Raw genomic sequence first — 26,522 nt, 5'->3', positions numbered from 1 at the left:
GAAAACCGGATCGAGGAGCTGACAGTCAACTTTCGGTCCAGAGCGCGCGTTAAGAAACCAATTCCGAGGCCCGATTGTTGGGACCTGCCGTCAATCGTTGAGACGGGAGAGACAAGGGACGTCGCTCTTGGGTAGCTTCGATCCGAAATGGAGCGTTTGGCTTGAGCTTCTGTCGGCGCTCGATACGCTGGCGAGGCGCGAGACGGCAAATGACGTCTTGTCACCAGAATCCTACTGGATCGCAGTGCGTGTGAGTTGGAGGCAGTCGCTCGACACGGCGATGTCATCGTCGGTCCGGACGTTGATCTGAAGAGTTGCTGTTCGCCCGCTGGCGAACTGCTCGCGCGCGATGTCTATAAGCGCTCGTAGCGACTCTTTTCTGGCAGCCTGAAGATTGGGGAGTATCTGACCGACATCGTCGCGTTCAGTTCCCTGGGCATCGACGACATCAAAATAGTACCGATGCATGGTCTGACTCATTTTATATCCCCCTCTGGATACGTACAATGTCGACGGTTGGATGTGTCCTCGAACCAGCTCTGCAAAACTCTGATCGAGGCCCGCCGATCAAGAATGTCGAAATGGCTATGCGTTCGTTCGACTGACGGGGTGATCCACCGGCAGATGAAGTTGCAGATAAGAATCATCAAAGCGGCCAATCTCCGCCAACGCTACCGGATCGATGATGCGGATCGTGCCAGTTCCCCACTCGATCATACCGTCACGAGCAAGTTGCCGTACACACCTGTTTGCATGAACCGTCGACATCCCAAGCGCATCTGCAAGGTCGACCTGAGACATCGGCCATTCTGCGTGATCTCCGGCACTCAAACCGGCTTGACCGAGCCGGACTCTGATTTCGCTCAGAAGGTGAGCCATCCGAACGACACAGTCTCGCTGCCCGAGGTTCAGTATCCACTCGCGTGCGACAGAGGCGTCCCGGGCAACCGATCGGGCAAAAGCCTTGGCAAAAAAAGGGTCGGCTGCCAGATCTTCGAAGTGTTCGTGCCGGATAATGCCGATCCGGCACGCAGTCATCGTCGAGATGGTGCTGTCGATGTTGCTTAAATAGAAGCTGTGTAGATCCGGCAGGTCCCCAGGAAGATGCAAGGCTATGATTTGGCGCTTGCCTTCGAAGTCCATTTTTGAGGAGTGCGCCATTCCTTCGATGATCAGGCAGGATTGGACACTGGGATCTAACTCGCGAACGATGTCGTGACGAGCTGCGAGTTCGACGATGCGAATGGGCAGCGTCGCTAGCGCCTCTCGCTGCGCAGTCGATAGCGTCTCAAAACATCCCAGTCTGTGCTCTAGGAGCGCAATCGCGCTTCGGTGATGACGAAACATGCTCGTGCTCCGGGATTGGCGGGAGCACGCGGTGTCTCACCAGCGTCATAGGCCAGTTGTGAAATGACGACCGAAGCCTTTAAGCACCATTCGATTTGACCTCAGTCAACATATGTTAAAGGCCGCTGAAGTCTTCTGAGCCAACTGGAGGCAAGCCATCACAGGCACCTAGTGGCCATAGGAACGAATGTATCAGCTTGCGGGCCGGCGACGGACGCGTCCTGAACGGCATCTTCTGCGTCCAGCGTTCAGGTGCGTCCTGAAGCGGTCTGCGCTGATGCTAAGACCTACTGCAATCGGTTCGTTTGCTGGCGATGCGCAGGCGTCCGGGATCGGGTTCTCCTGCCATGTCACATCGAGGGGCCGCCGAGGTTCTGATGATCGACAGAACGGTTTTCCCCGCTCATCAGCACGTCAGTCGTATCCCGAACAGCACCGAGAGGTGTATCGGATGTCCCAGAGGCAGCCATTTGGCGCACCAAGCTCGAAACCGGACTGCCCGAAAATTTGCCCGGAAGGCGCCGGGATGAAAAAAGCTTTCTGGCACTGGCAGGCAGTGGCTGCTGCTCAGCGCCAGAATGGCGGAGGGCGCAAGCCGTCAGTGATTTGCGCAGCTGCGAAACGGTGATCAGGTCAAGTCACTTCGTCTTCAATCATGAACGTCGGTGTCCTACCGCTGCCGCAACATGGCTTTGTTTGCCGCTATCAGGTTTCGTGATAGGGTCTGAATAATTATTGGGCTTGTGAGGCGACCGCCCAACATTTCATCTTTCTCATGTGCCACGGGCCTTGCTCGTGTGGCGGCTGAGGGTGAGAAAGCTATGATTTTCAACAGACGGACGCTGCTGCACGGGATGGGTGCAGCGATCGGTGCAGCTTGGGTTATGCCCAGGCTTGCACAGGCTCAAGGACAGGATACGCGGATCCTCCGCATCGCCGCGCAGAACGATTTTCAATCGCTCGACCCGGCATTTTCGTCCACGGTGGCGGAATCGGACATCCAGGACAGCCTGTTCGTTCGCTTGATCTCTTACGATGGAACCAGCTGGAACACGCAACTCGATGGCGCGGCGGAGATCGAACAGGTCGATCCGACCCATATTCGGTTCGCGCTGCGGCCGGGCATTGCCTGGACGAACGGGTTCGGCGAAGTGAGTGCGGAAGACGTCAAATACTCCTTCGAGCGTGTCGCCAATCCTGAAAACGAGTCACCCTGGAAAGGCGACTGGGAGTTTCTCGATCGCGTCGATGTGACGAACGAACGCGAGGGCGTCATCGTTCTCAAGCAGCCTTTCTCGCCTGTCTGGCGCACGACGCTGCCTTGGAATGCAGGGCTGATCGTGTGCAAGGCAGCGGTCGAGCAGGCGGGCGGACGCTTCACCACCGAACCGCCAGCGCAATGCGGACCTTATCTTCTCAAGGAATGGCGTCCGAAGCAGCGCACTGTCCTGGTGCGCAATCCGGACTGGAACGGGCCAAGGCCCGATTTCGACGAAGTCCACATCTTCCCGATCGACGACCGGCAAGTGGCGGAGCAGGGCTTTCTTGCAGGCGAGTTCGACTTCATCAACGTCGCGCCGAGCTCGCTCCCCATCTACCAATCCAACCCGCCGCAAGGCGTGACCATCAGCACGCGGCCGAAGGTCGGCATGGAGTGGCTCGGCCTCAACACCGAGCATCCCCTGTTCGCGGATGTGAAGGTGCGGCAGGCGATCGCACATGCGATCGATGTCGATGCAGTCGTCGATGCCGCCTATTTCGGCGGCGCGGAACGTGCAACGGGTGTCATTGCCTCCGGTCTTCCCGGTCATCGCGAAAGCTCGCCCTATCCGGCACGCGACGTGGCGGCTGCCAAGGCCTTGCTCGAGGAAGCCGGCGTGTCGGGCTTCGATACCCGCCTGTCGATCATCAATGCCACCGATCTCCTGACGATGGCCCAGGTCATCCAGGCAAACCTCTCCGAGATCGGCATCAATGTGGAGATCGAGCCTTTGGAATCGGGCACGTTCTGGACGCTGGGCGTGGAGGAATCGGGCGACACCTGGAAGGACCTCCAGATGTTCATCCATCGTTGGGGCAACGGTCCGGATCCGAGCTGGGCTACCAAGTTCTACACCTGCGACGGTGTCGGCCAGTTCAACTGGGAACGCTGGTGCAACGAGGAATACACCAAGCTCAACAGCGATGCGATGGCCGAGACCGATGACGCCAAGCGCGGCGAGATCTATGAGCGGATGGCGACGCTGCTCGATGAATCCAGCGCCTACATCCTTTTGACCCACGGCGTTCAGCTTCTGTTGTATCGAGAGGGCATTACCCCGGGTGTGACCCCGGACGGCAATCGTCTGTCCTTCTCGAAATTCAAGCAAGCGTAGCCGCGGTGGACTGGGCAAGCCTGGCGGCGCCGCAGATTGTGGCGCTCGCCCAGAAATACGCAGTCGTCATCATTCCCGTCGGCTCGATCGAGCAGCACGGTCCGCATCTGCCGGTCGAGGTGGATGCGCGGCTGGCGACCGAAATCTCCAGGCGCGCGGCGCGCCTCGCGCCTGAGGACACGCCGATTATCGTCGCTCCGACGATCTCGGTGGGTCTTGCCCAGCATCACCTGAGCTATAGCGGAGCGCTGACGCTGGATTTCGCCACCTTTCATGCCGTCATCGGCTGCTGGGTGCGGTCCATCGTTGCGTCGGGCTTCCGCCGCATCGCGCTCGTCAACGGTCATGGTGGCAACACGACGGCCCTTCGTGTCGTGGTCAACGAACTTGCCCGCAGTGAGCGACTGCCCATCGTAACCTGCACCTATTGGGACGTGGCGGCGGCCGCGTTCCGGGACATTCTCGAAACGCAGCCCTGCGTGATGCACGCCTGCGAGGCGGAGACCTCCCTGATGATGGCGCTTGCGCCTGAAACGGTCCGTCACGAGCAAATGGTTGGCCTCACGGCTCCGAGCTTCGAGGGATCCGAAGATCCTTTCGAATCGGCGTTCTACCGCTCGCTGGACATGGACGAGCTGTCGGTGAATGGCGTTCTTGGCAATCCGTCTGCCGCAAGTGCGGCCAAGGGCGAATTGCTTGCCGACGCTGCCGCCACCGCGCTGAAAACCCGGCTGCTCGATCCGCAGACCTGGCGACGGCTCGAGCCGCGATGACACGGATCCGGGGAACCCCATGACCACACCGCTCCTCATCGACACGCATGTGCATCTCTATCGTTCGTCGGCAGCCGCTGCCGAGGATAAGGAGAGCTATGTCATCTGGGAATATGGCGAGGGCGGCGCGCCACTCTACTCGCAGTCACTCGGCTCTCCGGAAGAACTTGCACGTTCGATGGAGGCATCCGGCGTTTCCCGCGTCGTCGTCCTCAATCTGTTCATTGCCGAATGGGAAGTCAGCCGCTTCGAGAGAAGCTTGCCCTCAGACATGGCGCCGACTGAGCGAAAGCAACTGGTCGCCGATTTTCGCAGGAAGCTTCCCGAGACGCTGCGCGACTTCAATCTCTGGGGCTGCGAGGTCGCCAAACGCTATCCCGCGATCACGCCCTTCGTTTCCGTCGACCTGAACGTCGCGGGCGCCGCCGAAAGCACGGCCATGGTGCGCAACCTTGTCGAGAACCATGGCGCGCGCGGTCTCAAGCTGCACAGCGCGATCCACCGCCACAGCATGGACGATGAGCGGTTGTGGCCATTGTTCGATCTTTGCCGCGAATACGGTTTGCCGGTGCTCGGTCATGCCGGACGTGATCCCGCAAATGCCGGCTTTGCCGAGCCCAAGGCATTTGCGCCGGTGCTGGAGGCGTTCCCTGAGCTACAGCTCATCGTGGCCCATATGGGCGGTGGCGCTTGGCAGCAGACAGCAGAACTCGCGGAACGCTATCCGAACGCCTGGTTCGATTGCGCCGAGATCATCGAATGGACAGCAGCGTCCGAGGCACCATCCGATTTTGAGCTAGCGGCTCTCATCCGGCAGGTGGGCGTGCACAGGGTTTTGCTTGGATCCGACTATCCCTGGTACGATCTCGACAGGACGATCGAACGCGTGAACGCGCTTCCGCTCCTGTCCGATGAGGAGAGAGAGCTTATCCTCGGGCGCAATGCGCTGCGCCTTCTCGACGGGTCGGATGCATGACACCGGTGCCGAACACGCGTCTGCGGCGGAGGCAGTCACGTGCCGTTCTCGGCGCCATTGGAACGTTTTCACGCGCACCGCTGACGGCCATCGGCCTCGTGATTATCGCCGTACTGATCGTTTCAGCGCTTTTTGCACCCCTAATCGCACCGTATGACCCGATAGCTATCAATCCCGCACAGCGGTTTCTCGCGCCGTCGCTCGACCATCTCCTCGGCACCGATCAACTGGGTCGGGATCTGTTTTCACGCGTGCTCTATGGCGGACGCGTGGCGCTGCAGATCGCACTGTCCTGCGTCATTCTTTCGTTCCTGATCGGCGTGCCGCTCGGGCTGCTCGCGGGGTTTGGGCCGCAGTGGCTGGACAATGGGCTTCTGTTCGTGTTCGACGCGGTTCGCTCGTTTCCAGTCGTCATTCTGGCCTTGGTGATGATTACGGTGACGGGCCCGAGTCTTACGACCATCCTGATCGTCGTCGTCGTCGCCAAAATCCCGGACTATGCCCGCGTGGTCCGGGCACAGACGCAGAGCCTGCGCAACGCCACCTTCATTCGAACTGCGCAGGCGATGGGCCTGCCATTCTGGCGCATCCTGCTCGTTCATCTGGCGCCCAATGTCGTTGGGCCGGTCTTCATCCTGGCTTCGATGGATATCCCCGTGGTGATCACGATCGAGGCAGGGCTCTCGTTCCTGGGTCTCGGAGTTCGCCCGCCGACACCGAGCTGGGGCACCATTTTGAACGATGGCTTCTCGTTCATCCAGGCAACGCCGTGGCCAATCCTCGCCGGATGCCTGCCGCTCGTGCTCATCACGCTCGGCTTCACCTTCGTCGGCGAGGCGCTGCGCGACGCGCTGGACCCCAAGACGAGGCGGCGGTGATGCGCGACGCCCTGCTTCAGTTGCGCGATTTTTCAGTCTCGTTTCCGGCGACGCGCGGCGAGGTGCACGCATTGCGCAACATCTCGCTCGATGTGAGGCGAGGTGAAGTTTTCGGGATCGTCGGCGAGAGCGGAAGCGGAAAGTCTACGCTGCTGACAGCGATCATGGGCCTGCTCGGGCCCGGTGCTCGCTCGTCCGGGTCCATTCGTTTCGACGGTCGCGAGCTGCAGACCATGACGAAGCGCGACTACCGCACGCTGCGCGGGGCGCGGATCTCCATGGTGTTTCAAAACCCCATGACGACGCTGAGCCCCGTGGTGAGGATCGACCAGCAGATGGTGGACATTCTGCACCGGGACAAGGGCAGCCGGGCCGACAAACTAGCTAGGGCGGCTGTGATGCTGTCCAAGGTGGGGATCCCCGATCCACTGGCAAGGTTGCAATCCTATCCCCACCAGATGTCCGGCGGAATGCTTCAGCGCATATCGATCGGGATGGCTCTCATGTCGCGTCCCGACCTGCTGATTGCCGACGAGCCGACGACCGCTCTGGACGCGACGCTGGAGGTGCAGATCCTTCAGTTGCTTCGGGATCTGCGCGAGGAGATCGGCTGCTCGATCCTCTATGTGTCGCATCATCTGGGCACGGTCGCGCAGATGTGCGATCGAGTCGCGGTCATGTATGCCGGCTCGGTGGTGGAGCAGGGGAGCGTCCAACGGGTGCTCGGTGCGCCGGGCCATCCCTATTCGCGCCGCCTGCTCGACTGCGATCCAAGTCGCGTCTACCAGCCCGGCACATTCTTGCCGACCATCCCTGGCGTGGTGCCTGATCTTTCTCAGCATTGGGCCGGATGCGCGTTCCAACCACGATGCGACATGGCGGTGAGTGCGTGCATCCGCGAACATCCCGCCCTGCGCGGCTCGCAAGGACATGCAGTCGCCTGTCATGTCACAGCTGAAGGCGAGCGCCGTGGCCAGCTTGCTTGAAGTCATCAACCTTCGTGTCTCCTATCGAGCTCGCGATCCGCAGGCCGGCATCCTGTCGCAACGGCGGGAGCTAGCCGCGCTCGATGACGTCAGTCTCTCGGTGGCGGCGGGGGAGACCTATGCGCTGATCGGTGAAAGTGGCTCCGGCAAGAGCAGTCTCGTCAACGCCGTTGCGGGCCTCGTTCCGGTCAAAGGCGGACGCATTCTCGTCAACGGCGAGGATGTGACGCAGCTGCCGCCTGGAAAGGGAGCGCGGCGCCGGATTGCCATCCTGTCCCAGGACGCTGCTGGCTCACTGAGCCCGCGGTTGACGGTCGGTACCAGCATGGCCGAAGCTTTGCGTCACGCGGGCGTGTCGAGCGCAGATTTCCCCGCTGAAACAAGCCGCCTGCTTGGCTTGGTCGGTCTGCCCCTGCATCTGCCGGCATCCTATCCGCATCAATTGTCCGGCGGCCAGGCACGACGGGTTGCCGTGGCGCGTGCGCTCGCGCTGCGGCCCGATCTGATCGTGGCAGATGAGCCGACCGCCGGTCTCGACGTGTCCGTACAGGGCGAGATCATCAATCTGTTGATGCGCCTGCAGCGCGAACTCGGCCTGGCGATGCTCGTGATCTCGCACAATCTGCACGTCGTTCGTCTCATGGCATCGCGGGTTGGCGTCATCTATCTCGGTCGCCTCGTGGAGGAGGGACCGTCGGCGCAGGTTTTTGCCGAGCCTGCCCATCCCTACACTGCGGGTCTTTGCGCGGCCAATCTGTCGAGCGATCCGAACGAGCCGTGGCCCTCCATGCCCATCAGGGGCGATGTGCCGAGCCTGTTCGACAGACCGAAGGGCTGCGTCCTTCATCCGCGCTGCCCCCGCGCGACCGAGCATTGCCGTATACAGGCGCCGGAACGACGAGTGCTGAGTGCAGCGCGCATGGTGGAATGCCATTGGCCACTAGCGGAAGTCGACAAGCCGGTCGCCGTCGGAGGAAGCGCGTGATGCTCGCCTACATTCTGCGGCGCACTCTTCTTTCGGTCGGTATCGTCATCGTCATCGCGACGGCATTGTTTTGCGCGGTGTTTCTGATCCCCGGCGATCCGGTCAGCGTCGCGCTTGGCCCGCGCGCCACGCCGGAGATGCAGGCGGCTCTCGTGCAACGCCTCGGCCTCGACCAGCCGATCCACATCCAGTTGCTCAATTTCTTCGGCAACATGCTTACCGGCGATCTGGGCAAGGACGTCTGGAGCAACCGCGACGTTCTCGACATCGTGTTGGAGGACCTGCCACACACGCTTGCGCTGCTTGCCGCCGGGTTGGCCTGGCCGCTGGCCTTGGCGCTGCCGCTTGGCTGCCTTGCGGCGGTGAGGCCCGGCTCGTTCGCCGATATCACGGTCAGCATCCTGTCCGTGGGCGTGATTGCGCTGCCGTCCTTCGTCGTCGCCATTATTCTGCTCATCGTTTTCGCGGTGCAGCTGAAATGGCTGCCGGCAATCGGTGTCGGCTCGCCCGGAGATTTGGGAAGCTATCTGCGCCATCTCATCCTGCCGGCGCTCGCCGTCGGGCTTGGATGGTTGGGCTATTTCTCGCGCATCATTCGGGCATCCATGCTCGAGGTTCTGAACGAGGATCACATCCGCACGCTGCGCGCCTACGGCGTTTCCGAAAGCCGCATCATCTTCGGCTATGCGCTGAAGATCGCCGTGCAGCCCGTGGTCGCGATGATCGGCATCGGCGTCGGAACGCTTCTGTCCGGGGCCGTCTTCGCGGAAATCATCTTTTCGCGGCCGGGCATCGGGAAGCTCATCTACGCATCCGTGCTCAACCGAAATTACCCCGTGGTCATGGGAGCGACCGTCGTCTCCACGGCTCTTCTCGTCACCGTCGCCTTGATCGTGGACCTGGTGAATGCGTGGCTCGACCCGCGCAGCCGAGAGCGTCTGTGAAGCGCGCGATGCCTGATGGTCCACCAAAACCAAAACTGATCTGATGGAGGAAATATCCGTGCTGGAAACGCAAAGATCGAGCGCCGCTCAAAGCCACATTGCCATTCTCGATGCGGAGATGGTGGCAGCGCATGTCGATCCGGCCGGGATCAAGGCGGCGGTCGCCCGCGGGTTTGCGGCATTGGCGCGTGGGCTCGCCGTTCAACCGCTGCAAACACTGGTGCCTTTGCCCGATGCGAACGGCGACTTCATCATCTACAGCGCAGCGGATTATGACTGCGGGCTGATCGGGGTGAAGGTTTCGCCTTATCTGGTCAAACGCGGGCAGACCCACGGCGACCCCGTCACGGCTTACACTCTGTTGATCTCGCTCGAAAACGGCGAGCCCGTCGCGCTGTGCGATTCCCTGGCACTCACGGCTCATCGAACGGCGGCCACCACATCGCTCGCCGTCGATCACCTGATCGGATCGCGTACGCGCATTCTCGCGGTCATCGGCGCCGGGCCCTTGGCTCGCCTGCATCTCAGATACGAGCTTCTATCCAGAAAATGGGAGGAGATCAGGGTGTTCTCGCCGGGACTTGCGGCAGAGCCGGCAAGGATTCGAGCGTGGAGCGATGTTGACGCGATGGGTCGGCTGAAGGTCTGCGCGAGCGTGCGCGACGCCCTTGCCGATGCGGATGCCGTCATGCTGTGCACCTCGTCCGGCGTGCCGGTGATCGCGCTGGACTGGTTGTCTCCGGACGTCGTCGTCACGTCGATCAGCACGAATGCAAGCCTTGCCCATGAGATCGCTCCGCAAGCGCTTTCGGGGTTTCAGGTCTTCTGCGATCTGCGTTCGACCGCGCCTCACCAGGCGGGGGAAATGATCCTCGCCGCACGCGATCACGCCTGGCGCAGCGAGACGATCGTCGCCGATCTGAGCGAACTTCTTTCCGGTAAGCGGCAGGGAGTACGGGAGGGACGGCGCTTCTTCCGCTCGACCGGTCTCGGCATTGCCGATGTCGCCGCTGCGGCATTCGTCCAACGGCAGATGAGTTCGGCATTGCCCGAAGAAAGCTGAAGGTATTTCGTGTCGGATTGCCGATCCAGCGATCGGAATGCGAGCGGGAGAATGACGATGATGCGTTACCTGGATCCCCATCTGCTTCAAGCTTTCGTGGCAACGGCCGACATCGGCACGGTGGTCGGTGCCGCTGCTCATCTCAACCGCACCCAGGCTGCCGTCAGCATGCAGATCCGCAAGCTTGAGGACCATGTTGGCACGATGCTGTTCGAGCGGGGACCACGCGGCCTGAAAATGACGTCCAACGGCCACATGCTCATGTCCTATGCGCGCGAGATCCTGTCTTTGAACGACACCTTCATCGCGCATCTTGGCGGCAACCAGGAAAAGGGACGGCTTCGTCTGGGTGTGGTGGAGGATTTCGTCGCGACCCGTCTCATCGCTATCCTGTCGCAGTATCGCGCCGAAAATCCGGCGATCCAGATCGACATCATCGTCCAGCCAAATGCCCGCCTCGCCGCCATGTTCGACAGCAAGATGCTCGACGCGGTGATCTGCGATGTCAGCGGCATCCACCGGAAGCCGCTCGGCGTCTGGTCCGAGCGCCTTTACTGGGCGGTGCGCGACGACTTCACCATTCACTACGATCGACCGTTGCCAATCGTCATGTTCGACGATGCCTGTCCATGGCGTGCGGCTGCGATCGCGACGCTTGCACGGGCAGGTGTTGATTGGCGCATTGTGTCCGAGGCATCGACCCTCTTGGCGACGTCGGCTGCCGTGCGGGCCGGCCTCGGTGCTGCGCCGATGATGAACGGCACCGTTCCGCGCGGGTGTCGGATCATCCAGCCGATTCCTGACTCCCTGTGCCCCGTTGAAATCACCATCGGGCTTTTTGCCAATGCCCATCCCACGCTCGAAGCGCGGGCCTTCATCGACATCGTCACATCCGGATCGGAGCCGCGCGCGATCATGGATCTGCGGGCGATGTCCGACGACGAAACAGCCGGCCTGCTGCTCGGCTAGCACAAGCATCATTCGACACGCGACGAGAGGCATCATGCGACTGGACATCGTGAATATCCGCAGGGATACGGCTGCGCTTTGCGAAATTGGCAACCGTTTCGTCGGCAGCGATGGAGAACGGCAAGCGCGCGACTACATCTTTGCGCGGATGCGCGAACTCGACCTCCAATCCGTTCGCAAGGACATGTTCGAGGTCGCGACGTACCGGCCCCTCAACGCCAAATGCACGCTGGTGGGCGCTGCAGCCCCGGCACTTGATTGCGTGGGCCTCCAGTTCATGGGCAGCGATCGTGTCGAGGCCGAGGCAGTGCTCATCGGCGAGCTGTCCGACACGGCAGATCTCGATGCCATCTGTCGGCATTTGCCGCCGGTCCGAGGGCGTATTGCTGTGATCAAGACCAGCTATCCCTACCTCTTCGTCGATGATCTGACGGAGCGCGGCGCACTGGGCATCGTCATGCTCGGCGATGCTCCCGACGGATACTGCCGCAATCTCAACGCCATGATGTATCCGGCGCTCGTCGAGCGGCCGAACGGCGCACATCATCGCATTGCGGGCGTCACCCTTTCGGAACAGTCGTCCACGATGCTGCTGGCACATATCGCGGCAGGCGGCAGGCTTCGCCTGGAGCATCAGGCCGAATACCCGATCGTCGAAACCGGAAACGTCATAGGCGAGTTGCCGGGAAGCGATGTGGGCGAGGTGGTGGTGGGCGCCCATTACGACACCCAGCTCGACGGCGTGGGTGCATCGGACAATGCGCTCGGCATCGCGTGCCTGCTGGAGATGATGCGCCAACTCGGCGAGCACGATCTGAGACGACGCGTCGTCGCCGTGGCTTTCGCCGACGAAGAGGCGGGTTTTCGGGGATCGGCCGACTATGTTCAGCGCTACGGCGCGCGACTGGCCGAAACGGTCGGAATGGTCAATCTCGATGCACTGGCCTGGGCGCCTGCCCAGCGTTCCCTGCACGCCGATCCATCAATCATGGAATTTGCCGCAGAAACGGCTGAAGCCGCCGGCTGGCTGATCGAAAACCGTGCCGATGCTTCCCTGTTTCCCGGCTCGGACCACAATCCCTTTATCGACGCCGGCGTGCCCGCCGCATTCTTCTGGCGCAACCCGCCGACCCACCCCTACTACCACACGCGTGGCGACAGCCTCGATCGGATCGATTTTCAGATCGCCGTTGATACGGCAAGCGCAGCTGCTGCAGTCGTGAAACGGCTTGCGAATGACCCGACGCTGCCCTTCGACAGGTCGCAGCCGACGCGGCGATGGATCGATCTGCGTCCCTGATCGTGGCCGGCCGTTCGAGCTGCGTTACGTTAAAGGCGCGCGCGGGCGCTGCGTGGCGTCGACAACAACAGGCTTGTTTCGCTCGCGGTAATCCCGGGCACAAGCCGGATGCGGCGCAAGACGGAGTCGAATTCCCCGAGGCTCGATGTGGCCAGCTCGACGATGAGGTCCCACCGCCCGTTGGTGGTGTGAATCGCCGATACTTCGGGAAAGCCTCCTAGCGCGCGGATGACCCGCTCAGTCACGTGACCTTCGATCTCGATCATCGTGATGCCGCGAACCGGCACCTCGACGACGTCGGACTGCAGGATGACGGTGTAGCCGAGAATGATCCGCGCGCGCTCGAGGCGCTCGATCCGGTTGCGGACCGTGGCGCGCGACACGCCGAGGTCGACCGCGAGATCGGAGAGGCTTCGTCGGGCGTCGTGCCGCAGCAGGGTAATCAGTCGGTTGTCGAGGTCGCTTATCTCCATAACGGTAAATAGCACTGCCGTTTTGCGCTGAATAGCTGTTCGATCCGACAAATTGTCCTGTTCACCCTGCCGGGCGTCGATGGTCCACTGATCGAAAGATGGGCCAGGGGCAGACGAATGAAGTGCAAGTTGATCGGCGTACCGGTGCAGGATGGCGCCTCTCGCCTTGGATGCGAGATGGGGCCAAGCGCGCTCAGAACTGCAGGGATCGGACCGACACTTCGCGAGCTCGGTCATGACGTGAGTGACATTGGCGACATCCGCGTCGAAGACGCTCCGGACCGCCGCCACCCCAATGATGCGGTCCACGACCTCGGCAAGGTCGCCTTATGGGTGGAGCGGCTGGCCGAGACCGCCTATGCCCACAGCGATGGCGCGATGCCGATCTTTCTCGGTGGCGACCACGTTCTGTCCGCTGGCACCGTTGCCGGCCTTGCGCGCCGGGCGAGCGAGCAGGGGCGCCCGCTCTTCGTGCTCTGGCTCGATGCCCATACGGATTTTCACACGCTGGAAACGACCGACAGCGGCAACCTCCACGGCATTCCCGTCGCCTATTTCACGAACCAGCCGGGCTTTGGGACGTACTTGCCGGCGCTTGAGGCTCAGGTCGATCCAGCCAATGTGTGCATGCTCGGTGTCCGCAGCGTCGATCCTGCCGAGCGTAGCACATTGGCCGACCTGCCGATCACCGTCCATGACATGCGGGCGCTCGACGAGCAGGGCGTCGCGCCTCTGCTCGGCTCGTTTCTCCAAAAGGTCGCCGCAGCGAATGGCCGGCTGCATGTCAGCTTCGACGTCGATTTCCTCGATCCGGAATTCGCGCCGGCCGTCGGTACGACGGTGCCCGGCGGCGCCACGTTTCGCGAGGCGCATCTCGTCATGGAGATGCTTCACGACAGCGGCCTGGTCGAAAGCCTCGACCTCGTCGAACTCAACCCGTTTCTCGACGAGCGCGGGCGCACCGCGAGCCTGCTCGTCGATCTCGTCGCCAGCCTGATGGGCCGCCGCATCCTCGACCGACCGACAAGGAGCTTTCGATGATCCCCAAACTCAATATCGTTCCGTTCGTCAGCGTCGATCACATGATGTCGCTCGTGTTGGCGAAGGGCGTCGAGCGCTTCACGGTGGAGTTGGCGGGCTATATCGAAGAGGATTTCCGCCGCTGGGACATGTTCGACAAGACGCCGCGCGTGGCGTCGCATTCGGCCGAGGGTGTGATAGAACTGATGCCGACCTCGGATGGCACCCATTACGGCTTCAAATACGTCAATGGTCATCCCAAGAACACGCGGGAAGGGCGCCAGACAGTCACGGCCTTCGGTGTTCTGTCGGATGTGGGCAATGGCTATCCGGTTCTGCTGAGCGAAATGACGATCCTGACTGCACTTCGAACGGCTGCGATGTCAGCCCTTGCGGCGCGCTACCTGGCGCCGAAGGGATCGCGTGCCATGGCGATCATCGGCAACGGGGCCCAGTGCGAGTTCCAGGCGCTCGCCTTCAAGGCGCTGCTCGGCATCGAGAGCGTGCGCCTGTTCGACATCGATCCGGAGGCCACGAAGAAGGCCATGACGAACCTGGCCGGCTCCGGCTTGACGCTTGAACCCTGCACGTCGGCAGAAGCAGCCGTGCAGGGTGTCGACATCATCACCACCGTCACCGCCGACAAGCAAAACGCCACGATCCTGACCGACAACATGATCGGCTCCGGCGTGCATATCAACGCGGTCGGCGGCGACTGCCCGGGCAAGACAGAACTTCATCGGGATATTCTGTTGCGCGCGGGCATCTTCGTCGAATTCGAGCCCCAGACGCGTATCGAAGGTGAAATTCAGCAATTGCCGGCCGAACATTCGGTTCAGGAACTCTGGAAGGTCATCCGTGGCGAGGCGCCGGGGCGGGCGGACAGCCATCAGATCACGCTGTTCGACAGCGTGGGCTTTGCCGTCGAGGATTTCTCGGCACTGCGCTACGTGAGGGACTCCCTCACTGACACGGCCTTCAGCACGGACCTCGACCTACTGGCCGATCCGGACGAACCACGCGACCTTTTCGGAATGCTGCTGCGACATCAAAAAGTTGCGGCTGCGGCTCCCTGAGAGCGTCCAGCCTTGCATCCCCGTGGCGCTACTTTGGAGACAGCAGACATTGTCAGTTGGGGCCGTGAGGAGACAGTCAGCTCACGGTGGCGCAAATGGGAAACGGCCGTTTGACAGAGAGGCTTCCTGGGCGGCGTCCTAGTCCAGAAATCGGTATCCAACGCCCGGCTCATTGAGGATGAACCTCGGTGCCGCAGGGTCGTCGCCGAGCTTGGCGCGGAGGCGGCCGATGAAGACGCGGAGATATTGGAGATCGTGCTCGTGGGCGGGCCCCCAGATGTCGGCAAGCAATTGGCGATGGGTAACGATGCGGCCCGGGTTGCGGGCAAGCAGCGCCAGAAGGTCGAATTCCTTGCGCGTGAGCTTGACCGGCTCGCCAGCGAGCGCGACTTCATGCCGGGCGAGGTCGATGCGCAGGTCGCGTCGCAGAATTTCTGTCTCGGGTGTCGCGCCGCCCGGCGCCGATCGCAGCAGCGCCCTCACGCGGGCCAGCATCTCCGCAATGCCGAAGGGCTTGACGACGTAGTCGTTCGCGCCTGCATCGAGGGCTGCTACCTTCTCGTCCTCGGATTGGCGCACCGACAGGATCAGGATCGGCACTTTCGACCATTCGCGGATGCGCGCGATCACGGCCTTGCCGTCCATGTCCGGCAGGCCGAGATCGAGCACGACGAGATCGGGCTGGGACGTCGCTGCCTTGGCGATCCCGCTTTTGCCGGAGGCCTCTTCGTCCAGCGTGAAGCCCTGCGCCTCCAGCGCCACACGCAGGAACTTCCGAATGCCCGGATCGTCCTCGATCAGAAGGATGCGGCCAGTATTCATTCCGGCTCGGCCGACTGTCTGATGGCGGGAAGGGTCATCACGATGCGCGTTCCGCTGCCATCTTTCTGCGCGACCTCGGCACGGATAGAGCCGCCATGCGCATCGATAATCCCCTTGGCGATCGCAAGGCCAAGGCCGGTTCCGCCGGATCGACCATCACCCGCGCGGACGCGAAAGAACATGTCGAAGACCTGAGCGCGATCGCTTTCGGCAAGGCCGGGGCCCTCGTCCGCGATCGAGAGAGTTATGTCGCCGCCATTCGCTTCGGCAGATAGTGTCACCTCCGTACCGGCGGGCGCATATTTTGCGGCGTTGTCCAAGATGTTCGCCACCACTTGCTCCAGAAGAACGGCATCGCCCCAAATCTCCGGCAATGTCTTGGGCAGGTTGCGCACGATCCGATGTCCGGCGAGATCGCGCTCCAACCGCCGCAAGGCAAGGCCCACCACTTCGCGCAGATCGATCGGCTGCTGAGCCACCTTCAGTGCACCATAGCCGAGCCGGGTCATGTCGAGAAGGTTCTGGACATAGCGGTTCAATCGTTCGCCTTCGTCGCGGATCGTTTCGGCCATCGTCCGTCGTCCCAACTTGCCAAGCACCTCGTCCGCATCGACGAGAGAGGTCGCGGCGCCGATAATCGATACCAATGGGGTCCTGAGATCATGGCTGACGGAGGACAGCAGGGCAGCGCGCAGGCTCTCGGTTTCGGAGAGCAGACGCGTCTGCTCCATGTCGGAAGCGAGTTTGGTGCGCTCAACGGCAAGACCGACCTGATCCACGAGTGAATCCAGCAGCCTCCGCTCATCGGCGGTAATGTACTGGCGCGCACCGAACTGGACACCGAGCAGGCCATGGATCCTGCCCGCGCTTTTCATCGGCAGGAAGAGCCAGCTGGCGGATGGCAGGGTTTCTGACGACCAGCCAGCAGGTTCGCGCTTGTCCCACGCCCAGTCGGCGGCGGCGCGGTCGCGCGTCTCAAGCTGGTCCTCCGGCGGCATGCCGCCGATGATCGACAGCCTTCCTGCAGCGTCCGGCATGAGGATCATCGATGAGCATTGCATCGTCGAAGCGACGTGGGTAACGGCCGCCCAGACCACATCGTCGAGAGACGCAACGCTTGCGACCTTGCGTGAAAAGTCGAAGAGATTTGCCGTGCGCCTTGCTATGGCGCGCTGAGCCTGCGCCTGGTCGCGAAGACGCGCCGCGAGATTTCCGGTGACGACCGCGACCGCAAGGAAGAGGAACAGTGTCAGCACCAGATCCTGATTGGCGATCTCGAAGGTGAAGAACGGTTCGGTCAGGAAAAAATTATAGCTGAGGAAAGCCAGCCCGCTTGCGAAGATCGATGGCCATAGGCCGAAGCGGGCGGCGACTCCCAGAACTGCCACCAGAAAGAAGAGCGACAGGCTCTCCACCGGGAAAATGCGATTGACGACGATTGCCGTGGCGGTCGCGAGCATGACGGCGGCTGCCGACCACAGATAGGCTTTCGGGTTGCGCTCGGGAACGATCACGGCGCCTCGGATCGCGGCCTTGCGCGCTTCGCCGGGATCGGCGGAGACGATGGTCACCTCGAAGTCGTCGGCCTTGCGGATGATCTCCTCGGCAACCGTTTCGCGCGTGAAGCGGGCCGTGAAAAAGCGAGGCCTGGGGCGTCCGAGCACGATGCGCGAAACATTCCGGCTTCGGGCAAAGGCGAGGATCTCGTCGGCGACGTGGCTTTCGGCATGGATCGTGGCGATTTCGGCGCCGAGCGTTTCGGCCAGCCGCAGGGTTTCGGCGATCGCATCCTTGGCGGCATCCGGCAGATGCTCGGATGCGGGCGTCGTCACGCTTGCCGCAATCCAGTCGGTGCGTGAGCGTTCCGCCATTCGCTTGGCGGCCCTTACCAGCGCCTTGGAGACCGGAGCTTCATTCACGCAAACGAGCACCCGATCCTGCGCCGGCCAGGGACCGGAAATCGCATGGCTCTTCATGTGGGCGGTCATTTGCGCGTCCACCCGGTCGGCAGCAACACGCATCGCCAACTCACGCAACGCGGTCAGATTGCCCTTGGAAAAGAAATTCTGAATCGCGCGGGCAATCTGGTCCTGCACATAGACCTTGCCTTCCCGAAGGCGCTCGATGAGCTCGTCCGGCGGCAGGTCGATCAGTTCGATGTCATCGGCGAGCTCCAGCACCTTGTCAGGGACTGTCTCACGCACCTTCACACGGGCGATGCGGGCAACAACATCGTTGAGACTTTCCAGGTGCTGTATGTTCAGTGTGGAATAGACGTCGATCCCCTTGGCGAGGAGTTCCTCCACGTCCTGCCAGCGCTTGGCATGCCGGCTGCCCGGCACGTTGGTGTGGGCCAACTCATCGACAAGGACCAATCTCGGTTGCCGCGCGATGATGCCGTCGAGATCCATCTCGGCGAGCAGACGCCCGCCATAGTGAATGCGCGCGCGCGGCACGATTTCAAGTCCGGCAACGAGGCGCTCGGTCTCTGCCCGCCCATGCGTCTCGACAATGCCGACGACGAGGTCGAGACCGTCCGCCCTGCGGCGCTGGGCTGCCTCCAGCATCGCGTAGGTCTTGCCGACACCAGGTGCCGCGCCGAGAAAGATTTTCAGCCGCCCGCGTCCTTCCTTCGCGGCTTCCGCGAGGAGAGCTTCGGGTTCCGGGCGGCGTTCCTGTTCCATGATCAGTCTGTGACCGGAATGCGCTCATTAAGAGCGAGATTGAGCAGGAGGACATTGACGCGGGGTTCGCCCAGTACGCCGAGCGTCCTGCCCTCGATTTGCTCGTTGACCAGCACGCGCACGGTCGCAGGGGCCGTGCCTCTTGCGGCGGCAATGCGCTCGATCTGCAAATATGCGGCCGCCGGCGAGATATGCGGGTCGAGACCGCTGCCTGACGCGGTTACGAGGTCGATTGGGACCGCAGCGCCACCATTTTCGGCGCTCAACCTTTGCGCATCGGCCGTCACACGGTCGATCAAAGCTGCCGATGTCGGACCGAGATTGCTGCCCCCGGTGGAGGCAGCGTCATAACCATCGGCGCCGGCGGCTGAAGGGCGGCCATGGAAATAGGTCTCGCCGGTAAACACCTGGCCAACGAGAGACGAGCCGATGATCTGGCCATCGCGATCGACCAGGCTGCCATCGGCCTGCGCCGGGAAGAGCGCCTGCGCTGCTCCCGTCATGGCCAATGGATAGGCCACACCGGTGATGAGCGTGAACAGTGCGAGAAGTGTCAGGGCGGGTCGCAATTCGGAAATCATGGTCTCACCTCACAGGATGCCGGCGGCGTTGACAATAAGATCGATCGCCTTGATGCCGATGAAGGGAACGATCAGGCCGCCAAGGCCATAGATCAGCAGGTTGCGGCGCAGCAGCACGGCTGCCGTCGCCGGCTGGTATTTCACGCCGCGCAATGCGAGCGGAATGAGCGCGATGATGATCAGTGCGTTGAAGATGACGGCCGACAGGATGGCGCTGGCCGGACTGCCCAGCCCCATCACGTTGAGCGCATCGAGTGCCGGATAGGCCGTCACGAACAGCGCCGGGAGGATAGCGAAGTATTTTGCCACATCGTTGGCGATCGAAAAGGTAGTCAGCGAGCCGCGGCTGATTAGCAACTGCTTGCCGACGAGCACGATCTCGATCAGCTTCGTGGGGTCGGAATCGAGATCGATCAAATTGCCCGCCTCCTTTGCGGCGGGTGTGCCGGTGTTCATCGCCACGCCCACATCGGCCTGGGCCAGCGCGGGTGCGTCGTTCGATCCGTCGCCGCACATGGCAACGAGCTTGCCCTCGGCCTGCTCCTTGCGGATCAGTTCCAGCTTGCGCTCGGGCGTCGCCTCGGCGAGGAAATCGTCGACGCCTGCCTCCGCCGCAATGGCTGCGGCCGTTAGCGGATTGTCTCCCGTCACCATCACCGTGCGCACGCCCATCCGGCGCAGCTCGGCAAAGCGTTCGCGAATGCCCGGCTTGACGATGTCCTTCAGATGGATGACGCCGAGCACCTGCTTGTCGCGTGCAACGAGAAGGGGAGTCCCGCCTGACTTGGCGATGCTCTCGACAACCGCACGAAGCTGTGGCGATGAATCGACGCCGCACCATCTCAGAACGGCATCGGAGGCACCTTTCCGCAACTGAGAGCCGTCCTTGAGATCCGCGCCCGAAATGCGCGTGTTGGCCGAGAAGGGAATGGCTTCTGCGACTTGCTCCGTGCCGTGCAGCGCGCGCCCGAGTTGCTTTCTGGCAAAATCAACGATCGACCGGCCTTCGGGCGTTTCATCGGAGAGGGAAGCGAGCAGCGCGGCTTCCGTCATGTCCTTTGCGGTAACGCCAGGCAAGGGCTCGAAACCATCCGCCTGTCGAGCGCCGAACGTGATGGTGCCCGTCTTGTCGAGAAGCAGTACATCGACGTCGCCGGCTGCCTCCACAGCACGGCCCGACTTGGCGATGACATTCGCCTTCACCAGCCGATCCATGCCGGCAATGCCGATGGCGGACAGAAGGCCGCCGATCGTCGTCGGGATGAGTGTGACGAGAAGCGCGATCAGGAAGACCACAGGCACGAATGCGCCCGAATAGATGACAAAGGGTTGCAGCGTCACGACGACGATCAGGAAGATGATCGTCATGCCCGCCAGCAGGATGTTGAGTGCGATCTCGTTTGGGGTTTTCTGGCGTTCCGCGCCTTCGACCATGGCGATCATGCGATCGAGAAAGCTCTCGCCGGGCTTGGAAGTGATCCGAACTTTGATAAAGTCCGACACCACGCGCGTGCCGCCCGTCACCGCGGAGCGATCGCCGCCTGCTTCACGAATGACCGGGGCGGATTCGCCGGTAATCGCGCTTTCGTCGACAGAGGCAATGCCCTCGACGATCTCGCCATCGGCGGGAACGATGTCATTGACGGACACAAGCACCAGATCGCCTGGCTTGAGCGAACGGCTGGACACCATTTCCGGTTCGGGCGCCTCGATGGAGGCAAGCTTCCGCGCCGGTGTCTCTGACTGGGTTGCACGCAGCGAGTCGGCGCGGGCCTTGCCTCGGCCTTCCGCCATTGCCTCGGCGACATTGGCGAAATAGACCGTGAACCAGAGCCAGGCGGCGATTTGCCCGCTGACGGCCAAATTCTCGCTGCCGATGATGAGATCACGCAGGAACAGCAACGTGGAGAGCGCCGCCACCACCAAGGTGACGAACATGACGGGATTTCGCGCCATGGAACGGGGGTTGAGCTTCGCCAACGCCACTTTCAGGGCAGGACCGGTGACACGCCAGTCAAGGAGTGAAATTTCGGGTTTCGTTCGCATGGGAGTACCTCAGAAGGTTTCGCCGGCCAGCATTGAGACGTGCTCGGCAATCGGCCCCAGCGCGAGCGCCGGGAAGAAGGTCAGCCCGCCGAGGATCAGGATCACGGCGACGAGTAGTGTGATGAAGAGCGGGCCATGTGTCGGAAACGTCCCGCTCGATGCGGGCGCCGACTTCTTGGCAGCCAACGACCCTGCAACCGCCAGCATCGGCACGATGTAGACGAACCGACCGAGCAGCATGGCGATGCCCTGCATCGTGTTGTGGTAAGGCACGTTGGCACTAAAGCCTGCGAAGGCCGAGCCGTTGTTGCCCGTCGCCGACGAATAGGCATAGATGATTTCGGACAGACCGTGCGGCCCTGCCTCTTGCAGCGAAGACAGCGAGATCGGAAGTACGGCGGCGAGCGCGCCGAGCCCGAGCACGCCAAGCGGCATCACCAGGAAGGCGATCACGGAAAGTTTCACCTCGCGTGCTTCGATCTTCTTGCCGAGATATTCCGGCGTGCGTCCGACCATCAACCCCGCGAGAAAGACGGTCAGCACGACGAAAGACAGCATGCCGTAGAAGCCGGAGCCGACCCCGCCGAAGACGACCTCGCCGACCTGCATCAGGAGCATCGGAGCGAGTGCGCCGAGCGGCATGAACGAGTCATGCATGGAATTGACCGATCCGTTGGATGCAGCCGTCGTCGCTGTTGCCCAAAGCGCGGAGTTGCCGACGCCGAAGCGGACTTCCTTGCCCTCCATGTTGCCAGCCGACTGTTCGACCGGGAGCTGCGCGAAAGCTGGGTTGCCGGCAATTTCCGACGAATATGTCAGCGCCAGTGCGCCGAGGAACAGGATGCCCATGGTGGCGAAGATCGCGGCCCCCTGGCGCATGTCGCGCACCATCTTCCCGAACATGAAGCAGAAAGCGGCCGGGATGAGCAGGATGGCGACCATCTCGATGAAGTTCGAGAGCGGCGTCGGGTTCTCGTACGGCACGGACGAATTCGCGTTCCAGAAACCGCCGCCATTCGTGCCGAGCTGCTTGATCGCGATCTGTGAGGCTGCCGGACCCTGGCTGATCGTCTGCTGTGCACCTTCGACGGTCGTGGCCGAGACATAGGCCAGCAGGTTTTGCGGGACGCCCTGCCAAACGAGGAACAGGGTCAGCACTATGGATAGCGGAAGCAGAACGTAAAGAACCGAGCGGGTCAGATCGACCCAGAAATTGCCAAGCGTTTTCTGTTCGCGGGCAAAGAAGCCGCGGATGATCGCTGCACAAACCGCCATGCCGACGCCGGCCGAGACGAAGTTCTGCACCGTCAGCCCGGCCATCTGGCTGAAATACGACATGGTCGTCTCGCCGCCATAGGCTTGCCAGTTGGTGTTGGTCGTGAACGAGACCGCCGTGTTAAAGGCAAGGTCGGGTGAAAGAGGGCCGAGTGCCTGCGGATTGAACGGCAGCAGATGCTGCAGCCGCAGGATCGCGTAGAGCAGAGCCCAGGAACCAAGGCTGAAGGCGAGCACGCTCAGCGCATAGCGCGTCCAGTGCTGACCTTGATCGGGGCGCACGCCGGCGAGCCTGAAGAACGCCCGCTCGACTGGCGCGAAGACAGGCGACAGCCATGTCGTCCCGCCCTCATAGACGCGGGCGAGATATAGGCCGAGCGGCCAGGCGAGCACGGTGACAAGCACCGCGTAGAGGATGAACTGCAAAATATCGGGTGCCATGAAAATTGTCCTTGCGCCGGGTCAGAACCGTTCCGGACGGGCGAGCGCATAGCCGAGATAGACAATGAGGAGAGCGGCAACCGCGCCGCCAATGATGAGATCGAGGGCCATGGCAGGACCTCAGAGCCGTTCGAGCAGGCGAACGGCGGTAGCGGCCGCGACAAAGAAGCCGGCAGCCAGAGCGATGTAGAGAATGTCGAGCATAGAACGCTCCGTTGTTTCGGAAGCGTCCTATCTATTAACCAGGGGCATCAACGCGCGATGTGTCATCAATGCCATCTGCATAAACATCGCATAAACACGCATGATCCGTACTGCTTCCGCCTACGGCCGGCGGTTGGTATTGGCCCGGGTGCTCGGTCTAAGCAATGTTTCTTGCTGGTTCATCGACAGAACCCTGCCGGACAAGCTGATCACCGCGGCCGCCAGTAAGACCGCCGACGGCGTCTGCGTGATGTCTTTGGCCTGTCAGAAGGCTGAGGCTTCGTACAACTGCTCCACCAGATCGCCGTCCAAGCAAGACATGTCAAATGACCTCCTCACCCGAACGGGTGAAGACGGGTCTACCAAATTGTGGCTACTACAGGGCGAGCCGAGTCTTAGCACCCGCCGACATTATCCAAAGATAATAGGCAGAAACTTGGATCATCATGGGTCTTCCTACAGGCCCCAGAGATCGTCGATCGACGAGACCATTAAGACGCATTACTGGTCCGCTCTCGGCAATCCTGATGATATGGGGTTTGATGCCTGCAGTCGATCCTAAAGGGAGTTTCGGCAGCAGTGGGACATTCCCCAAAGGCCAAGCCTATACCGACAATGACGGGCCCGTCTCCCTCATAAGGGAGCGCTTTTTCACTCAATGTTTCGATCGATGTGCGATAGATCCAACTGTCCGCTCGACCCACATTCGCCGCAAAAACGACGGGCGTATCGCCCGCCATGCCCTCCGCGAAGAAGCGGTTTGTGATCGCGCCGGCCGTGCGTGAGCCCATGTAGAAGATGGTCGATGCCGACTTGTCGACCACGGCGGCCCAATCGAGGTCGGTGGGCAGGCCACCACGCTTGGAATGTCCGGTGACGAAGCGGCAGGTAAACATTTACCGCATCGCGCGAGAGCGGCTGAAATTGCGGAGCGCCGCCTTCGGCGCTCTCGATCCAGGGCGTGTCGAAGAGCTTCGGCCGGGCGCCAATGTGCCTTTCACAATCATTTGCCTCAGATGGTTCAGGGCAAAGCTGCGAACCGCTGAACAACCTCGACATCTTCTATGCCCGCGAACTCATGCAGCAGTTGCGTGCGCTCGTTGATGAGAGGGGCCGAACCATCGCCATTGTCCTTCACGACATCAATCAAGCCGCAGCCTACGCTGACCGGATCGTTGCAATGAAAGATGGTCACGTGCTCGGATGTGGTTCCCCAAACGAGATCGTGACGACCGAGAACTTGCAGGCGGGAAACACCGCTTCCTCCACATAGCGCTGTGCATCGCGCACCAGCGGCACCAGACCCGCCGCAACCATCAGGCAGAGATGCCGGTCGACCGGCCCTGGCAGCGAATTTGCAATCCGCTCAAGTGCGTCGCAAAGCACAAGCTTTGCCGCGTGGCGGTGCTGGATGCCTTCGCAGGGTGCGAGGCGGAGGGGACTGCAGGCCGACGCTGCAGGGCACTGCGAGCGCGCTGCGCAATCCTGATCCTTTCCCGCCTCAACGATAATCATGGCCGTCAACCTCCCCGTCCGCTCGATAAGCGCCAAACTGATCGAACAAGCGGCGCGCGGGCTTGACCTGGATCAAGGCAGACAAGGCGAAAAGCCATGATGAGTGCAGGCATGGCCGGATCATCGGCCAGGCAGTGTCATCGGGAGCCTGAACCATCATGACATACGGTCCACAGACCATAGGCGTCGGTCTGTTCGCCTTTCTGGCGCTGTTGGGTGCGGCCTTTGCAGCCGACCCTCTCTTTGCGCAGCACATGGGGATACTCACTATCGTGCTCGCAATCGCCACGGTGGTGATGCTGCGCCGCCCGTTCTTCGCGCCAGCCAAGACCAAGGTCGACACCGGCTACATGGACGATGTCGTGCGTTACGGCTCGATCGCCACCATGGCCTGGGGCATCGTCGGTTTGCTCGTCGGCGTCGTCGTCGCGCTGCAGCTTGCCTGGCCGGCCTTCAACATCGAGCCATGGTTCACCTTCGGGCGCATGCGGCCGCTGCACACCTCGGCCGTCATCTTCGCCTTCGGCGGCAACGCGCTGATCGCGACGTCCTTCTACGTCGTGCAACGCACCAGCCGCGCGCGGCTCTTCGGTGGCAACCTCGCCTGGTTCGTCTTTTGGGGCTACCAGCTTTTCATCGTCATGGCCGCGACGGGCTACCTGCTCGGCATCACGCAAAGCCGCGAATACGCCGAGCCCGAATGGTATGTCGACCTATGGCTGACGGTGGTCTGGGTCGCCTATCTCGTGGTGTTCCTCGGTACGATCCTGAGGCGCAAGGAACCGCACATCTACGTCGCGAACTGGTTCTACCTCGCCTTCATCGTGACCATCGCGATGTTGCACGTGGTCAACAATCTCGCGATCCCCGTCTCATTCCTTGGCGTGAAGAGCTATTCGGCCTTTGCCGGTGTGCAGGATGCGCTGACGCAATGGTGGTATGGCCACAACGCCGTCGGTTTCTTCCTGACCGCCGGCTTCCTCGGCATGATGTATTACTTCGTGCCCAAGCAGGCCGCCCGCCCAATCTATTCTTACCGGCTGTCGATCATCCACTTCTGGGCGCTGATCTTCCTCTATATCTGGGCCGGTCCGCACCACCTCCACTACACCGCGTTGCCCGACTGGGCGCAGACGCTCGGCATGGTGTTCTCGATCATGCTGTGGATGCCCTCCTGGGGCGGCATGATCAACGGTCTGATGACGCTGTCTGGCGCGTGGGACAAGATCCGCACCGACCCGATCATCCGCATGATGGTAGCGGCCATCGCCTTCTATGGCATGTCCACCTTCGAGGGCCCGGTCATGTCCATAAAGGCCGTCAACTCGCTGTCGCACTACACCGACTGGACGATCGGCCACGTACATTCCGGTGCATTGGGCTGGGTCGGACTGATCTCCTTTGCCGCGATCTACCACATGGTACCAAAGCTCTGGGCGCGCGAGCGGCTCTATTCGGTGCGCATGGTCACCTGGCACTTCTGGCTCGCGATGCTCGGCATCGTCGTTTACGCGGCCGTCATGTGGGTGTCAGGCATCATGCAAGGCTTGATGTGGCGCGAGTACGACGCTCAAGGCTTCCTGGTCTACTCCTTCGCCGAGACCGTTCAGGCGATGTTCCCCTACTACGTCATGCGGGCGATCGGCGGCGCGCTGTATCTGGCCGGTGCCCTGATCATGGCCTTCAACATTACCATGACCATTCTCGGCCACCAGCGCGAGGAACAACCGATCGGCGCGCCTGTCGCCAAGGCTCCTTCCTCCCTGCAGCCGGCCGAATGAGGAGGCAC

At 61.9% G+C, this 26,522-nt stretch carries 25 protein-coding genes; 13 read left to right on the top strand and 12 right to left on the bottom strand.

Translation table 11 applies throughout. The features are described from left to right. Nucleotides 1-231 precede the first annotated feature (231 nt). Both D5400_RS17960 and D5400_RS17955 read right to left on the bottom strand, forming a co-directional pair. The gene (locus D5400_RS17960; RefSeq protein ID WP_126011340.1) at nucleotides 232-480 is read right to left on the bottom strand and encodes a DUF6894 family protein; all 249 of its coding nucleotides are present in this window, start codon (nucleotides 478-480) and stop codon (nucleotides 232-234) included. 105 nt (nucleotides 481-585) lie between these two features. Then, entirely contained in the window at nucleotides 586-1,347 is a 762-nt protein-coding gene (locus D5400_RS17955) for a Crp/Fnr family transcriptional regulator (protein ID WP_126011338.1), read from the bottom strand. 821 nt (nucleotides 1,348-2,168) lie between these two features. Here D5400_RS17955 and D5400_RS17950 point away from each other — a divergent pair. The 10 genes from D5400_RS17950 to D5400_RS17905 are packed head-to-tail and all read left to right on the top strand — an operon-like array spanning nucleotide 2,169 to nucleotide 12,596. Then, a complete protein-coding gene (locus D5400_RS17950; RefSeq protein WP_126011336.1) occupies nucleotides 2,169-3,722 on the top strand; it encodes an ABC transporter substrate-binding protein in 1,554 nt (517 codons plus the stop codon). Between the two features lie 5 nt (nucleotides 3,723-3,727). Next, a complete protein-coding gene (locus tag D5400_RS17945; RefSeq protein WP_164527939.1) occupies nucleotides 3,728-4,495 on the top strand; it encodes a creatininase family protein in 768 nt (255 codons plus the stop codon). A gap of 19 nt (nucleotides 4,496-4,514) precedes the next feature. After that, nucleotides 4,515-5,471, top strand: coding sequence for an amidohydrolase family protein (locus tag D5400_RS17940; protein WP_126011332.1), 957 nt, complete (start codon nucleotides 4,515-4,517; stop codon nucleotides 5,469-5,471). Then, complete coding sequence (locus D5400_RS17935; RefSeq protein ID WP_126011330.1) at nucleotides 5,468-6,349, top strand: ABC transporter permease; 882 nt, start codon at nucleotides 5,468-5,470, stop codon at nucleotides 6,347-6,349. Before D5400_RS17940 ends, D5400_RS17935 begins: the two co-directional genes overlap by 4 nt. Continuing rightward, entirely contained in the window at nucleotides 6,349-7,335 is a 987-nt protein-coding gene (locus tag D5400_RS17930) for an ABC transporter ATP-binding protein (RefSeq protein ID WP_126011328.1), read from the top strand. Before D5400_RS17935 ends, D5400_RS17930 begins: the two co-directional genes overlap by 1 nt. Continuing rightward, nucleotides 7,319-8,320, top strand: coding sequence for an ABC transporter ATP-binding protein (locus D5400_RS17925; RefSeq protein ID WP_164527938.1), 1,002 nt, complete (start codon nucleotides 7,319-7,321; stop codon nucleotides 8,318-8,320). Before D5400_RS17930 ends, D5400_RS17925 begins: the two co-directional genes overlap by 17 nt. Next, nucleotides 8,320-9,264: an ABC transporter permease gene (locus tag D5400_RS17920; protein ID WP_126011324.1), complete on the top strand. Its 945-nt coding sequence runs from the start codon at nucleotides 8,320-8,322 to the stop codon at nucleotides 9,262-9,264. Before D5400_RS17925 ends, D5400_RS17920 begins: the two co-directional genes overlap by 1 nt. A gap of 58 nt (nucleotides 9,265-9,322) precedes the next feature. Further along, entirely contained in the window at nucleotides 9,323-10,327 is a 1,005-nt protein-coding gene (locus D5400_RS17915; RefSeq protein ID WP_164527937.1) for an ornithine cyclodeaminase family protein, read from the top strand. Nucleotides 10,328-10,384: 57 nt separating this feature from the next. Beyond that, nucleotides 10,385-11,296: a LysR substrate-binding domain-containing protein gene (locus D5400_RS17910; protein ID WP_164527936.1), complete on the top strand. Its 912-nt coding sequence runs from the start codon at nucleotides 10,385-10,387 to the stop codon at nucleotides 11,294-11,296. Nucleotides 11,297-11,330: 34 nt separating this feature from the next. After that, nucleotides 11,331-12,596, top strand: coding sequence for a M28 family metallopeptidase (locus tag D5400_RS17905; RefSeq protein ID WP_164527935.1), 1,266 nt, complete (start codon nucleotides 11,331-11,333; stop codon nucleotides 12,594-12,596). Nucleotides 12,597-12,625: 29 nt separating this feature from the next. Here D5400_RS17905 and D5400_RS17900 read toward each other — a convergent pair whose 3' ends face one another. After that, nucleotides 12,626-13,063: an Lrp/AsnC family transcriptional regulator gene (locus D5400_RS17900; protein ID WP_126013539.1), complete on the bottom strand. Its 438-nt coding sequence runs from the start codon at nucleotides 13,061-13,063 to the stop codon at nucleotides 12,626-12,628. Nucleotides 13,064-13,186: 123 nt separating this feature from the next. Here D5400_RS17900 and rocF point away from each other — a divergent pair, with 123 nt between their 5' ends. Continuing rightward, nucleotides 13,187-14,110 (top strand): arginase, encoded by a 924-nt coding sequence (rocF, locus tag D5400_RS17895; RefSeq protein ID WP_126011316.1) that lies wholly within the window; start codon nucleotides 13,187-13,189, stop codon nucleotides 14,108-14,110. Next, nucleotides 14,107-15,165 (top strand): ornithine cyclodeaminase, encoded by a 1,059-nt coding sequence (locus D5400_RS17890; protein WP_126011314.1) that lies wholly within the window; start codon nucleotides 14,107-14,109, stop codon nucleotides 15,163-15,165. The genes rocF and D5400_RS17890 overlap by 4 nt, the downstream gene beginning before the upstream one ends. Before the next feature lie 138 nt (nucleotides 15,166-15,303). Here the strand turns inward: D5400_RS17890 and D5400_RS17885 are convergent, their stop codons facing one another. The 9 genes from D5400_RS17885 to D5400_RS17850 form a co-directional block, all read right to left on the bottom strand. Then, entirely contained in the window at nucleotides 15,304-15,987 is a 684-nt protein-coding gene (locus tag D5400_RS17885) for a response regulator (protein WP_126011312.1), read from the bottom strand. Then, a complete protein-coding gene (locus tag D5400_RS17880) occupies nucleotides 15,984-18,671 on the bottom strand; it encodes a sensor histidine kinase (protein WP_205665484.1) in 2,688 nt (895 codons plus the stop codon). Before D5400_RS17880 ends, D5400_RS17885 begins: the two co-directional genes overlap by 4 nt. A gap of 2 nt (nucleotides 18,672-18,673) precedes the next feature. After that, complete coding sequence (kdpC, locus tag D5400_RS17875) at nucleotides 18,674-19,252, bottom strand: potassium-transporting ATPase subunit KdpC (RefSeq protein ID WP_126011308.1); 579 nt, start codon at nucleotides 19,250-19,252, stop codon at nucleotides 18,674-18,676. A gap of 9 nt (nucleotides 19,253-19,261) precedes the next feature. Further along, nucleotides 19,262-21,298, bottom strand: coding sequence for a potassium-transporting ATPase subunit KdpB (kdpB, locus tag D5400_RS17870; protein ID WP_126011306.1), 2,037 nt, complete (start codon nucleotides 21,296-21,298; stop codon nucleotides 19,262-19,264). A gap of 9 nt (nucleotides 21,299-21,307) precedes the next feature. Continuing rightward, the gene (gene kdpA, locus D5400_RS17865; RefSeq protein WP_126011304.1) at nucleotides 21,308-23,014 is read right to left on the bottom strand and encodes a potassium-transporting ATPase subunit KdpA; all 1,707 of its coding nucleotides are present in this window, start codon (nucleotides 23,012-23,014) and stop codon (nucleotides 21,308-21,310) included. A 21-nt stretch (nucleotides 23,015-23,035) separates the two neighbouring features. Next, the gene (gene kdpF / locus D5400_RS17860) at nucleotides 23,036-23,125 is read right to left on the bottom strand and encodes a K(+)-transporting ATPase subunit F (RefSeq protein ID WP_126011302.1); all 90 of its coding nucleotides are present in this window, start codon (nucleotides 23,123-23,125) and stop codon (nucleotides 23,036-23,038) included. Nucleotides 23,126-23,709: 584 nt separating this feature from the next. Continuing rightward, nucleotides 23,710-24,114, bottom strand: coding sequence for an SAM-dependent methyltransferase (locus D5400_RS17855; protein WP_126011300.1), 405 nt, complete (start codon nucleotides 24,112-24,114; stop codon nucleotides 23,710-23,712). Nucleotides 24,115-24,239: 125 nt separating this feature from the next. Next, nucleotides 24,240-24,413 carry a hypothetical protein gene (locus tag D5400_RS21905; protein ID WP_164527934.1) on the bottom strand — a complete coding sequence of 58 codons (174 nt, stop codon included), beginning with the start codon at nucleotides 24,411-24,413 and terminating at the stop codon, nucleotides 24,240-24,242. Next, nucleotides 24,410-24,733 carry a hypothetical protein gene (locus D5400_RS17850; protein WP_126011298.1) on the bottom strand — a complete coding sequence of 108 codons (324 nt, stop codon included), beginning with the start codon at nucleotides 24,731-24,733 and terminating at the stop codon, nucleotides 24,410-24,412. Before D5400_RS17850 ends, D5400_RS21905 begins: the two co-directional genes overlap by 4 nt. Nucleotides 24,734-24,891: 158 nt before the next feature. Here D5400_RS17850 and ccoN point away from each other — a divergent pair, with 158 nt between their 5' ends. Further along, on the top strand, nucleotides 24,892-26,514 hold the full coding sequence (gene ccoN / locus D5400_RS17845) for a cytochrome-c oxidase, cbb3-type subunit I (protein WP_126011296.1): 1,623 nt from the start codon (nucleotides 24,892-24,894) through the stop codon (nucleotides 26,512-26,514). The last annotated feature ends 8 nt before the right edge of the window (nucleotides 26,515-26,522 follow it).

Source organism: Georhizobium profundi (genome assembly GCF_003952725.1).
GTDB lineage: Bacteria > Pseudomonadota > Alphaproteobacteria > Rhizobiales > Rhizobiaceae > Georhizobium > Georhizobium profundi.
Note: the sequence above shows the minus strand (reverse complement) of the source record. Positions and strands in the feature narration are given on the sequence as shown.

Bases quoted from the DNA above. Each gene is read 5' to 3' on its own strand.
- D5400_RS17960 (WP_126011340.1), bottom strand. From the start codon at position 480: ATGAGTCAGACCATGCATCGGTACTATTTTGATGTCGTCGATGCCCAG.
- D5400_RS17955 (WP_126011338.1), bottom strand. From the start codon at position 1,347: ATGTTTCGTCATCACCGAAGCGCGATTGCGCTCCTAGAGCACAGACTG.
- D5400_RS17950 (WP_126011336.1), top strand. From the start codon at position 2,169: ATGATTTTCAACAGACGGACGCTGCTGCACGGGATGGGTGCAGCGATC.
- D5400_RS17940 (WP_126011332.1), top strand. From the start codon at position 4,515: ATGACCACACCGCTCCTCATCGACACGCATGTGCATCTCTATCGTTCG.
- D5400_RS17935 (WP_126011330.1), top strand. From the start codon at position 5,468: ATGACACCGGTGCCGAACACGCGTCTGCGGCGGAGGCAGTCACGTGCC.
- D5400_RS17930 (WP_126011328.1), top strand. From the start codon at position 6,349: ATGCGCGACGCCCTGCTTCAGTTGCGCGATTTTTCAGTCTCGTTTCCG.
- D5400_RS17920 (WP_126011324.1), top strand. From the start codon at position 8,320: ATGCTCGCCTACATTCTGCGGCGCACTCTTCTTTCGGTCGGTATCGTC.
- D5400_RS17910 (WP_164527936.1), top strand. From the start codon at position 10,385: ATGATGCGTTACCTGGATCCCCATCTGCTTCAAGCTTTCGTGGCAACG.
- D5400_RS17905 (WP_164527935.1), top strand. From the start codon at position 11,331: ATGCGACTGGACATCGTGAATATCCGCAGGGATACGGCTGCGCTTTGC.
- rocF (WP_126011316.1), top strand. From the start codon at position 13,187: ATGAAGTGCAAGTTGATCGGCGTACCGGTGCAGGATGGCGCCTCTCGC.
- D5400_RS17890 (WP_126011314.1), top strand. From the start codon at position 14,107: ATGATCCCCAAACTCAATATCGTTCCGTTCGTCAGCGTCGATCACATG.
- D5400_RS17885 (WP_126011312.1), bottom strand. From the start codon at position 15,987: ATGAATACTGGCCGCATCCTTCTGATCGAGGACGATCCGGGCATTCGG.
- D5400_RS17880 (WP_205665484.1), bottom strand. From the start codon at position 18,671: ATGGAACAGGAACGCCGCCCGGAACCCGAAGCTCTCCTCGCGGAAGCC.
- kdpC (WP_126011308.1), bottom strand. From the start codon at position 19,252: ATGATTTCCGAATTGCGACCCGCCCTGACACTTCTCGCACTGTTCACG.
- kdpB (WP_126011306.1), bottom strand. From the start codon at position 21,298: ATGCGAACGAAACCCGAAATTTCACTCCTTGACTGGCGTGTCACCGGT.
- kdpA (WP_126011304.1), bottom strand. From the start codon at position 23,014: ATGGCACCCGATATTTTGCAGTTCATCCTCTACGCGGTGCTTGTCACC.
- kdpF (WP_126011302.1), bottom strand. From the start codon at position 23,125: ATGGCCCTCGATCTCATCATTGGCGGCGCGGTTGCCGCTCTCCTCATT.
- D5400_RS17855 (WP_126011300.1), bottom strand. From the start codon at position 24,114: ATGTTTACCTGCCGCTTCGTCACCGGACATTCCAAGCGTGGTGGCCTG.
- D5400_RS17850 (WP_126011298.1), bottom strand. From the start codon at position 24,733: ATGATTATCGTTGAGGCGGGAAAGGATCAGGATTGCGCAGCGCGCTCG.
- ccoN (WP_126011296.1), top strand. From the start codon at position 24,892: ATGACATACGGTCCACAGACCATAGGCGTCGGTCTGTTCGCCTTTCTG.